Here is an 11,985-nt window from a genome sequence, read left to right as displayed (position 1 = left end):
TATCAACTGGACTTATTTTACCGTATTGGATGGGCTTGCCCATCCGTTATATTCATTAAAAAAATCACAAGTTAAAATATTAATTGGGCTTTTGCTTATATGCGAACTTGTTATGTTGGTTGTATTAAACAATAAGGCACAGATAGAAGACGTATTTTCATTATCTCAAGGATCAATGGAAGTTAGTGCTTTAACTGGTTTTAATTTACCTGATTCGAAAAGAAAATATATCGAAAAACAGATTGAATCTGTAAATAATAAAGGGAAGTTTTTTGAATACTACAAAGAGAATAAACAGTGGAAGAAAATGTATATAACGGGTATGGAAGTCTATTGTTACAATGTGGATATGCGTACGAGCGTACCGATAAAATCACATTCTACTTTTGATTATACAAATCATGAGAAAGAGTTAAAACAAATTCAAAAAAAATATAAATTAACACGAGTACCACTAAATCCCAAAGAGTGCACATGGTTTCAACCTGTAGGAACGGCTGGCTATGAAATGATTCCAGCATATCAGCAGGGAGCACGTTATTTTGAGAGATTATACCGAAATGAGTTAAGCCCTCTTTGCTATTCAAGCGTAGACAGTGCTACAATTTTAATACAACTAAGTCGAAATGTATTGTTTTTGGGCATTCCCATTCTAATTGTATTGTTATTTTTTAATGTACGAAAAAATTATCATGACGATGGTTTGGATAAATCTTTAATGGTTATACCTGGATTGAAAAATAAATTTTATATATACAAATTTACTTCAGATCTCATTTTGGTTCTTGGTGTTGTATTCGTTCCTATATTAATATTTTCAATCATTCTAGGCATAAAGTCAGGATTTCAAAATTTTAAATATCCAATTTTAGCTAATATGGATGGAATTACAGGTTTTAGTTTTTCAAGAATTAAAGATTTTGTAAATGGAACACAACGCTGTATTTCGAAAAATGCTATGTATAATGTAGGTTTAACATATTACAGTACAGAAATGGCACGAAATCCTTATTTGGATTATACGACATTAGGAATTGTCATTATTTTGACAGTAGTAATGCTTATATTGTTGATTGGTGTTTATTATCAGTTTACTTTTATGGTTTCTTATCTTATTAAAAATGCGTATATAGGATTATTTATTAGTTTATTTGTTATAGTAGGACTATACTTTTTATCGCCGCTAGGTTCTTTAAATATGATAAATATAATTAATCCACTTACTTATAGAGATCCAACAATGATAATTACTGGAACAAGTAGTTTTCCATATTCAATTGGAATGATAGTATTGCTAATATACAATGTTTTGCTTTTTGTATTAAATAGAAAGGTGTTTAATGAAAATTATTATGAATAAAAAGCCAGGAAGAGTATTATTGATATGCATAATTGTACTTGCTATTATTTGTCCTTTGCATATCTATCATGATAAGAAAAAAGTAGAAGATATAAAGTCTGGTGCAATTGTAATCCAAAATTCAGAAACACCTATTGATGAATTACATCCAGAATTTGCATATTTATGGTTGTTTCCATATGGAATTGTAGAAGTGGTACTACTATCTTTGTATTATGTTCGAACAAGAGATATTGATTAACTACAATTGAAAAAGTAGGGAGCAGGTTATGAAGAAAATAATAATGGTTTTGGTTATCTTTATATCAAGTATTATTTTCTATGATAGTTATGTTAACTTGTCACAGAAACAATATAATGATGTGATAAATCTGAGTTACAAGTTTGCTCAAGAAAACGATATGGAAGTTATTCCAATTGATTTAAAATTGAGTGAAGATAAGCAAGAAAGAACAAAACAATTTAATCAGGTGTATTCTTTTTTGCAAGAACATTCGTATCCTTGTTTTGTTGGCATAGTTTCTAAAAATATAAAAACGAAATATGTATATCTTCCAAAACAAAATAAACTACCGATTTATACAGAAGAAAATAAAACGATTGATTTTACTAAAAATAGCAATTATTATTTGTCTTCTTCATATAAGGATAAAAATAGGTATGCAACGATTGATTTTATTGATCAAGATTATCATAGAGAATACAATGAGGTGTATAGAATAAAGACTTTTGCGAATTATATAGAAGATTGGAATGGCAATACATTGTTTCCTTTGTACTTTGTCACAAATTCCAAACAGGATTTGTTGAAGGATTTAGAGGATACGAAAATATTATCTGAATTGAAAGTGGATGGTGATATCACAACATCTGATTTTTCTACAGGCGTGATTGACTATTCGTTTCTAAAGAGAATTTTGATGTATTTAGCAATTGCGGTTTTATTATGTCTTTTATCTGATGCATTGACATCTAGAAAAGAAGTTTTTATTCGGAAGATGCAAGGTGCATCTTCATGGTTTATATATAAGAGGCTATATGGAAAATTTTATTTGTTAAGCGTATTGATGTTTGTATTAACACAAGCTTTATTATATCTTCTTGTAGTTCAAAATTTTAGACCTGTTACTCATGAACTCATTCAATATTTACTGCAGTCAGTCCTTCTTTTTGTGCTTTGTCTGATTGTAGTTGGATTTATAATATATGTCTTATTAAGTCAAATTCAATCGGTTGTTATATTGAAAAAATCTCAGTTTAGATGGATTTCAATGACTCTGTTTATATTGAAATGTGTCTTTTTGATTTCAATATTTATACCATTATTGACTTCTTTCAAGTATACATCTCAAGTGGTTCAGGATGGGTATTACTTAAATAAATACAAAGAAACCTATAATAATTATCTTCGTTTAGAGGGTGTTAATATAAATATGTTTTCTTTGGGATACCAAGACGCGATGAGCCAGTTGAATGAAAAGATTCGAGAATATCCATATATATATGAAGATTTCTCAACCAAAATAAATCGTGATGAGGATGAAATAACATATCCTTATATCATTGTAAATGAGGAGTATTTAAAGGAATATGATTTATATAAGGATGGTAAGCCAGTTAAAACATTTAAACCGGGTACTCTTTATGCTCCAAAATCAGTGAATGTAGATGAAAGTTATTGTTTGGCTACGGAGTGTGAGTATGATCAACTTGATGATGGTTATGTCATGCTTTCGCATAGTTTAAGAGAGGATAATTGGCATGTAAAAAATCCAATTATTTATGTTGTGGATGAAAACTATGATATGAGTCAATTTGGTATTTTTATTAAGGATAAAGATAAAACCGTAAAGAGGTCCATTAATGATTTCTTGAAATCTAAGGGATTGTATCAAAATATGAATTATGCATATGAAAATTATGATTATGGAAAAAAGACCATGGTAATCAATAAATTGATTATAGATTCATCTATATTACTTTTTGTATATGTGATTGTCTTATTCTTGTTCCAGTATCAATCTATATACTTATATTTTTTAGAAAATCGAAAGATGATTTCTTTAAATTGTTTGTTGGGAAAAAACATCTGGCAAAAATATCGTGATTTTATTATTGTGAATCTGTTTGTTTATCTTGTCTTGCTGTTGTGGATGGTTCTAATTGTAAAAAATATTTCGACAATAGGCTTGTATTTGTGGATATTCACAATTCTAATCGATTTTATAATAGCTCTAATTTTTAGAACGTATTTTGAAAGAAAGAAAGTGTTGTTATCCTTGAAAGGAGATTTGGAATGAAGGTAGTAGTTGTTGATAAGATTCATAAACAATATCATGATCATGTGATTTTTGATGATTTCTCAATGGAAATAGAACAAGGAAGTTTTGTCGCAATACAAGGTGCTTCAGGATCAGGAAAATCTACATTGTTAAATATGATTGGTCTTTTGGATTCCCCAGATAAAGGAAACATTGTGATTTTTGATAAGAAAAATGTAAAACCATTTTCTATACAAGCCAATAAATTGTTAAAGGCAAAAATAGGATATTTATTCCAGAATTTTGCGTTGATTGATAATAAGAGCGTGTATTACAACTTGTATTTGTCTATTGATCACTTTTCATTTCCAGATAAGAAGGAAAGAATATTAAAAGCACTTGAAGATGTGGGTTTAAAAGGTTTCGAAAATAAAAAGATATGTGAATGCTCTGGTGGAGAGCAACAAAGAGTTGCCTTAGCTCGTCTTTTAATCAAACCATGTCAATTGATTTTGGCAGATGAACCAACAGGAAGTTTGGATTCAGTAAACAAAGAAGTTGTGTTTAAAATCCTAAAGAAAATGCAGTCACAGGGAAAAACAATTGTGATAGTCAGTCATGATGAAGAGCTTGTAGAAAGAGCAGATCGTATAATAAATATCTAAAATGCACTTTAAGCACGCGTATAAGACGCAAAAATAACTGAATATGCTTTAAATAAAGAAACATTCAGTTCTCTAAACGTTAGTATTTTACTTACTAAAAGAAAGCAAAAGTCTTTATATAAAGGCTTTTTTCTTTTGCCTAATTGAGATAAAATTGTATTCGTAGGCCACAAGTAGGACACATACAGGACACAGACTTTTAAACAGAAAAACCTCGAAGAATATGTAAACTGTTCCAAAAATCAGTACTTCCTTTTGTCGTGCAAACAACATATAAATTATAAGCATAAAAATGAGCATCACAATTTGCGACGCTCATTTAACAAGAACTGTCAGATATTTGTCCTTGACTTTTGAACCAGTTTACATTTTATATGATTTGATGGGCTTTTTTATTTGTCGTTTATTTAGTTGTGCTAAATAAATAAAAAAGGAAGCAGTGTCGTTTCCAAGACTGCCTCCTCAAAACTAATGTTTTTCCTTGCAATCGTAGTTTAACACAAATTAATAATAGATGTAAATCACATCAAGTAGATAGTCAAATGTAGATTTAAGTTTTTGATTAAAGTTATAATTGTAATCTCGATAAACTCTCTTTTTTAAAAACATTAACTGATTCTTGATTTTTAACTTAACACCATTGCTTGTAATCATGTGAATTGATGCTTCAATTGAAACGTGCTGAATCTGAGAACAGACTGGATCAAAGACTTAAGTTTTTTACACGCCAGAAACTGCTGATAATAGATGAGATTGGATATATCAATTTAGACAAAGAAGATGCGAATCTGTTTTTCCAGTTAATATCAAGGCGATATGAACAACGATCAACTATAATTACAACAAATAAGAATCTGTCTAAATGGTCAACTATATTCGGAGATCCTGTAATAGCAAATGCGATACTTGATCGACTACTGCATCATTCACATATAGTCAGTATAGTAGGTCCATCATATAGAATAAAAGACGTAATGGATTCATTTGAAAACTAAATAATGCGATCCAAATTGGTTATCTTTAAATTACCACTATCAAATGGTTTTCATAGTATTGCCTCACTTTCAAAAAATGAAATTTTTTAAACTTTTGAAAGTGAATAGTATGCTTTTATTAATTTTTCTCTTTATATTTTAAGAATTCTTAGATATTATTGGAATAGTTGGAGGTGTATAACATGAAATTGGAAAAAAGGATAGAACTATGTGATTCTATGACACCGCTAGAGTCAGAAATTGCATCTTATATTTTAAATAATAAAGATGCGGTTACGAAACTAAAGATTCAAGAATTGGCTGATATACTATTTATATCAAAATCTGCGATTCATCGTTTTGTGAAAAAGATTGGGTTTAATGGATTCAATGATTTAAAAGTGAGTATCGCAAAAGAAAATGCTGATTTATTAGAAAATAATTCCTATATCAATGTGAATTATCCATTTCAGGCAAAGGATAATCCTAGACAGATAGCTTTTAAGCTTTTAGAACTTTATGAGAAGGCTATTAAAGATACATTTGAATATGTTGATTTAGACCAAATCAAAGCAGTTTCACAATTAATAGATTCGGCAGATGTAATTGATGTTTATACTCATGCCCATAATTCAAATATAGCAGAAAATTTTCAAGATAAAATGTTGACTATTGGAAGAAGTGTAAACTGTCCAAGCAGCTTTTATAATCAAAGATTAACTGTATTGGCTTCGGACCAAAAACACGTAGCGATTATTCTATCTTATTCGGGAAAGGCTACATTTATATTGCCAATTGTAAAAAAATTATATGAAAAAGGTGTGAAAGTTATACAAATTGGAAAAGCAGGAAGTAATTATTATTCTCAATATGTGACATATCATTTATCGATTAGTGATTCTGAAAATAATCGAGATAGAATGTCTCAGTTTTCAAGTCATATAGCTATGCAATATATTATGGATGTTTTGTATAGTTGTATTTATAATGAGAAAAGAAAAAAGAATACAAAATATATTTATGATTCAATTGATTATATGGATGATCGACCAGAGGATTAAAAAGATTCAAAAAGTTTCAGATTTTTTTGAATCTTTTTTATTTTGTGTAGAAAAAACTATCTACGATTCTTGGGCATATTGAATAACAATTGGGTGAAATGTAAATTAAAGCTATCAATAGAAAAGGAGAAAACATTATGGAAAAAGGATTGAAAATTGTTACGATTGGTGGCGGAAGCAGTTATACACCTGAATTGATGGAAGGTTTTATTAAACGTTACAATGAACTTCCTATTAAGGAAATCTGGCTTGTCGATATTGAACAAGGAAAAGAAAAAGTAAATATTGATGCTAAAATGTCACAACGTATGTGGGATGCAGCAGGCTATGATGTAAAAGTGCATGTAACCTTTGATCGTAGAGAGGCATTAAAAAATGCGGATTTTGTTACAACACAATTTAGAGTGGGCTTATTGGAAGCTAGAATTAAAGACGAGAGAATTCCTTTGTCTTATGGAATGTTAGGACAAGAAACAAATGGAGCAGGAGGAATTTTTAAAGCGTTTAGAACAATTCCTGTAATTCTTGATATTGTAGAGGATATGAAAGAATTATGTCCAAATGCATGGTTAATTAATTTTACAAATCCAAGTGGAATGGTAACTGAAGCAGTTATTAAATACGGAAAGTGGGATCGTTGTATCGGTTTATGTAATGTTCCAACGATTGCTATGATGAAAGAGCCTATTGCATTAAATGTAGATCCAAATGAGTTGATTTATCAATTCGTAGGGTTAAATCACTTTCATTGGCACAAAGTATATGATAAAGATGGAAATGAATTAACAAGTAAAGTGATTGATGCTATGTTGGATGGAAAAGATGTTGGTCTTCCAGCAAACATCAATAACGTTCCTTTCTTTGGAGAACAAATCAGAGAAATGAATATGATTCCTTGTGGATACCATAGATATTATTATCGTCAACAAGAAATGTTAGAGCATAGTTTGATGGAATATGAAACAATTGGTACTCGTGGTCAACAAGTAAAAGAAACAGAAAATAAATTGTTTGAATTATATAAAAATCCGAATTTAGATCATAAACCGGAAGAGTTATCAAAACGTGGTGGAGCTTATTACAGCGATGCAGCGTGTGAATGTATCAATGCGATTTATAACAATAAGCAGACTCATATGGTTGTCAGCACAAAAAATAGAGGAGCAATTCCAGAATTGCCAGAAGATTCAATTGTTGAAGTAAGTTGCTATATTGGAGCAAAAGGAGCAATGCCTGTTGCTTGGGGAAAATTACCAAGTGCACAAAGAGGATGGCTTCAATGTATGAAGGCAATGGAAGAATGTACAATTGAAGCTGCAGTTACAGGTAATTATGGAATTGCACTTGAAGCATTTACATTAAATGAATTGATTCCATCGGGAGAAAATGCAAAACGTGTTTTGGATGAATTGTTGATTGCACATAAGAATTATTTACCACAATTTAAGTCTACAATTGAAAAATTAGAAAAAGAAAATGTAACAATCAAAGATTCAGTAGTAAACGAGATTATTGCTCATGAGCGTTAAAAAAGAAATATTTGGAATACATCCATCGGGCAAAGAAGTTTACAAGTTTGAAATCGTAAATAAACAAGGAATGAAAGCAGTAATCACTAATTTTGGTGCTATTCTAATATCCTTGTTTGTTAAAGATAAAAAGGGTAATTTTCAGGATGTAGTATTGGGATATGACTCATTAGAAGAATATCTTGATAATCATCCAATGTTTGGGGCAACGGTAGGTCGCAATGTAAATCGTATATCGAATGCAAAATTTGAATTGGATGGCAAAACATATTTATTAGATAAGAATAGAGGAAACCATAATATTCATAGTGACAAAGAGCATGGATTTCATAAAGTGATTTGGGATTTTGAAATCACTGGTGAAAATTCTGTATGTTTATCTTATTTAAGTTGTGATATGGAGCAAGGTTTTCCAGGCGAAGTCTATATAAAGATGACATATACATTGACAGAGACAAATGGATTGATATTGTCATACTTTGCGACACCAAATAAAAGAACGATTTTAAACGTTACGAATCATACATATTTTAATTTGGGAGAAAATATATTTTCTACAGAGTTCTGTATTCATGCGAAATCATTTACGCCTGTTGATGAAGATATAATTCCAACTGGTGAAATTAGAGAAGTAAAAAATACACCAATGGATTTAACAAAGTATTCATTTATTAAAGATAGATTGAACGCAAATTATCACCAGTTACAAATTGAAAAAGGATATGACCATAACTATGTACTCGATCATCCTCATACGGGATTTCGATTAATTGCTCAAACTAGAAGTATGAAAAGTGGAATACATATGGATGTGTACTCGGATATGCCAGGAATGCAGTTTTATACATCAAATTCATTAAAAAATACAATAGGTAAAAATGGGGTTGTTTATAAAAAGTATGATGCATTTTGTATGGAACCGGATTATTTTCCAAATGCTATTAACACAAAGGGTTTTGAAAAACCAATTTTTGATTCAAATAAAAATTTTATTTCAACGACAATGTATCAATTTTATTAGGAGGAAAATGAAATATGAATAAGTCTAAAGAGTCTGGAAAGTTTTTTGCTACGATCCAGCAGGTAGGAAAGTCTTTCTTTTTACCAGTATCTGTTTTACCAATCGCAGGACTTTTGTTGGGATTAGGTTCTTCGTTTACAAATCAAACAACGATTGAGACATATCATTTAACAGGATTATTAGGATCAGGAACTGTATTAAATGGTTTGTTAACGATTATGTCTCAGGTAGGTACAGCAATCTTCGGAAATTTACCTTTGATTTTCGCATTAGCAGTTGCACTAGGTATGGCAAGAAAAGAAAAGGCCGTTGCAGTTTTATCATCTGGAATTGCGTTTATTGTAATGCACACATCTATTAATGCGATGCTAAAGATTTCTGGTTATATTCTTCCAGATGGAAGTCAGGCAGATTTTGTTTTGCAAGGACAATTATCTAGTGTACTAGGAATTACATCTTTAGAAATGGGTGTATTTGGAGGAATTATTGTAGGATTAGGAGTTGCAGCATTACACAATAAGTTCTACAAACAAGAATTGCCTATGGCATTATCATTCTTTTCAGGAGTTCGATTCGTACCAATTATCAGTACTATCGTGTATATTTTCGTAGGAATTCTTTGTTTCTTTGTATGGCCATTTGTACAAAGTGGAATCTTCACATTAGGTAATCTAGTAACAGCTTCTGGATATGCAGGAACATTTATTTTTGGATTCCTTGAACGTGCATTGATTCCATTTGGTCTTCATCATGTATTCTACATCCCATTTTGGCAGACAGCACTTGGTGGAACGGCAACTATTGATGGAGTTGTAGTTGCAGGTGCACAAAATATCTTCTTTGCAGAATTGGCATCACCAAATACGGTACGCTTTAGCGTAGATGCATGTCGTTTTATGAGTGGTAAATATTCATTTATGATGGCAGGATTACCTGCAGCGGCATATGCTATGTATAAATGTGCTAGACCTGAAAATAAGAAAGTCGTAGCCGGTTTATTGTTTTCAGCAGGTTTAACTTCATTCTTAACAGGTATTACTGAACCTATTGAATTTACATTCTTATTTATTGCTCCAGGACTATTTGTTTTACACTGCGGTTTAGCAGGTTTATCATTCTTGTTATGTCATCTATTGAATATTTGTATTGGAACAACTTTCTCATGTGGTTTGATTGACTTTACACTCTATGGATTGCTTCAAGGACCAACAAAGACAAATTGGCCAATGATGTTAGTTTTATTTGTAATCTACGCGATAGGATACTATTTAATCTTCTCATTCTTGATTAAGAAATTTAATATTATGACACCAGGACGCGAAGAAAATTCAACAAATATTAAGCTGTATACTAAAGAGGATTTGAAAAATAAAAATAACACGAAATCAGAATTAATTCTAGAAGGTGTAGGTGGAGTTGATAATTTAGTGGATATTGATGCTTGTGCAACTCGACTTCGCTTAACTGTTGTAGATGAAAATTTAGTGAATGAAGAATTGTTAAAAGAATCAGGATCAAAAGGATTAATTAAAAAGGGTAAAGGAATTCAAATCATTTATGGTCCACAGGTAACAGTTATAAAAAGTGATTTTGAAGAATATGTAGAGAAAGTGAGTCAATAATGTTTTTTAGAAAGAAAGTTAATGAATTAGAAATCTTTACATGCGCGCAAGGAGATATTGTGCCTATTGAAAATGTTCCTGATTCAGTTTTTGCAGACAAATTACTAGGTGATGGAATCGCAATCAACCCGAGTGATGGAGAAATTATTTCACCTATTGATGGTCAAGTTGTTATGATACAAGATAGCCTTCATGCGATTGGGATTCAATCAGATGATGGTATTGAAATATTGATTCATGTTGGATTGGATACAGTCGAATTAAAAGGCGAAGGATTCGTTAAGAAAGTGAATATAAATGATAGAGTAAATAAAGGTCAGCCTATTATATGTTTCGATAAAGAAATGATTGAAGAAAAAGGGTATAATACGATTACGATGATGGTAGTTGTTAATAATGAGCGTATTTCTAAATTGGAAAAAGGCAATCAATTAGACAAACCTTTAATAAAAGTTCAATATAAATAAAGAAAACTGTAGCGATATGTGATTCGCTACAGTCTTTTCTTGTATATTAAAAACAAAATATCACAATCCATTTCAAATACAAAAAGGATTATCGAAAATGCAATTAAACTATGAGACTGAGTCCTTTTAAATGTGATTTTTCTTATTATTCCAAGTACCGATGACTTCATTAACTGTTGATACTGTTACAAAAGCTTCAATATTACTTTCTTGAAGATAATATAGTAATTTTTTATATTCATTTGTAGCCATGATTGTGACAAGCTCTGTATGCTCTGTCTTATCATAACCACCTTTTGCCGAATATAAAGTAACGCCACGCTTTAATGTGTTCATAATATAATCTTGAATCACTTCATATTCTTTGGATAAGATACAAATCTTCTTTTTCTTATTAAAACCATCAATAAAATAATCTACAGCCTGACCATTGGCTAGGGTTGCCAAAGCACCAACCACTAAAGCACCAATATCATATACAATTAGACTTGTTGTACAAATGAGTAGACCTACTAATGTACAAGCTTTGCCTAAATCCATATGTGTATATTTATTGACGATTTTCGCAATAATATCTGTTCCACCACTCGATGCGTTTACACGAAATAGTATGGTTTGTCCAAAAGCTAAAATCAATATATATGTAGCCATGTCAAAAACAGCATTTTGTGTTAAAGAAATATTGTTTGGATAGATTCTTTCAAATACGGCTAGAAATAAAGGTAATAATAAAGAGGCATAAATCGTTTTTGCCCCAAACTCTTTACCAATTAGGACGATACCTAGAATCAACAATAAGGCGTTGAGCACAAAGGTAAGTGTAGAAATAGATAGGCTTGTGATTTTAGCTAAAACCATAGCTAAACCAGTAACACTTCCAGTGATAACTTCACTAGGAATTAAGAAGAAATATATGGCGACACTGATGATAAACATGGCAAGTGTGATAGTTAAAAAGCTTTTTAATGTATTCGTTTTCATTTGTAAAACCTCCACTTTTTATTATGCCAAAAAAAATGTAAAAA

Annotated in this window: 11 protein-coding genes; 10 read left to right on the top strand and 1 reads right to left on the bottom strand. The window is 30.7% G+C overall.

The features are described from left to right. The 10 genes from NE544_RS07005 to NE544_RS06960 all read left to right on the top strand — a co-directional run. Positions 1 to 1,360: hypothetical protein (locus NE544_RS07005; RefSeq protein ID WP_256268829.1), on the top strand; the 1,360-nt coding region annotated here is incomplete at its 5' end. Further along, entirely contained in the window at positions 1,341 to 1,601 is a 261-nt protein-coding gene (locus NE544_RS07000) for a hypothetical protein (protein WP_256268828.1), read from the top strand. The genes NE544_RS07005 and NE544_RS07000, both read left to right, overlap by 20 nt. A gap of 28 nt (positions 1,602 to 1,629) precedes the next feature. Then, a complete protein-coding gene (locus NE544_RS06995; protein WP_256268827.1) occupies positions 1,630 to 3,660 on the top strand; it encodes a DUF1430 domain-containing protein in 2,031 nt (676 codons plus the stop codon). After that, positions 3,657 to 4,286 carry a putative bacteriocin export ABC transporter gene (locus tag NE544_RS06990; protein ID WP_256268826.1) on the top strand — a complete coding sequence of 210 codons (630 nt, stop codon included), beginning with the start codon at positions 3,657 to 3,659 and terminating at the stop codon, positions 4,284 to 4,286. The genes NE544_RS06995 and NE544_RS06990 overlap by 4 nt, the downstream gene beginning before the upstream one ends. 662 nt (positions 4,287 to 4,948) lie before the next feature. Continuing rightward, positions 4,949 to 5,281, top strand: coding sequence for an ATP-binding protein (locus NE544_RS06985; protein ID WP_305145716.1), 333 nt, complete (start codon positions 4,949 to 4,951; stop codon positions 5,279 to 5,281). A 182-nt stretch (positions 5,282 to 5,463) separates the two neighbouring features. Next, positions 5,464 to 6,321, top strand: coding sequence for a MurR/RpiR family transcriptional regulator (locus tag NE544_RS06980; RefSeq protein ID WP_256268825.1), 858 nt, complete (start codon positions 5,464 to 5,466; stop codon positions 6,319 to 6,321). 137 nt (positions 6,322 to 6,458) lie between these two features. Continuing rightward, complete coding sequence (locus tag NE544_RS06975) at positions 6,459 to 7,850, top strand: 6-phospho-beta-glucosidase (RefSeq protein WP_256268824.1); 1,392 nt, start codon at positions 6,459 to 6,461, stop codon at positions 7,848 to 7,850. Next, on the top strand, positions 7,840 to 8,871 hold the full coding sequence (locus tag NE544_RS06970; protein WP_256268823.1) for an aldose epimerase family protein: 1,032 nt from the start codon (positions 7,840 to 7,842) through the stop codon (positions 8,869 to 8,871). The genes NE544_RS06975 and NE544_RS06970 overlap by 11 nt, the downstream gene beginning before the upstream one ends. A 14-nt stretch (positions 8,872 to 8,885) precedes the next feature. Further along, positions 8,886 to 10,493 (top strand): PTS transporter subunit EIIC, encoded by a 1,608-nt coding sequence (locus NE544_RS06965; RefSeq protein ID WP_256268822.1) that lies wholly within the window; start codon positions 8,886 to 8,888, stop codon positions 10,491 to 10,493. Next, complete coding sequence (locus NE544_RS06960; protein ID WP_256268821.1) at positions 10,493 to 10,960, top strand: PTS glucose transporter subunit IIA; 468 nt, start codon at positions 10,493 to 10,495, stop codon at positions 10,958 to 10,960. The genes NE544_RS06965 and NE544_RS06960 overlap by 1 nt, the downstream gene beginning before the upstream one ends. Positions 10,961 to 11,086: 126 nt before the next feature. On the opposite strand, the gene NE544_RS06955 is transcribed toward NE544_RS06960, so the two are convergent. Continuing rightward, the gene (locus tag NE544_RS06955) at positions 11,087 to 11,941 is read right to left on the bottom strand and encodes a YitT family protein (RefSeq protein WP_256268820.1); all 855 of its coding nucleotides are present in this window, start codon (positions 11,939 to 11,941) and stop codon (positions 11,087 to 11,089) included. Between the last annotated feature and the right edge of the window lie 44 nt (positions 11,942 to 11,985).

The organism is Holdemanella sp. MSK.7.32 (assembly GCF_024460475.1).
Lineage (GTDB): Bacteria > Bacillota_I > Bacilli_A > Erysipelotrichales > Erysipelotrichaceae > Holdemanella.
Note: the sequence above shows the minus strand (reverse complement) of the source record. Positions and strands in the feature narration are given on the sequence as shown.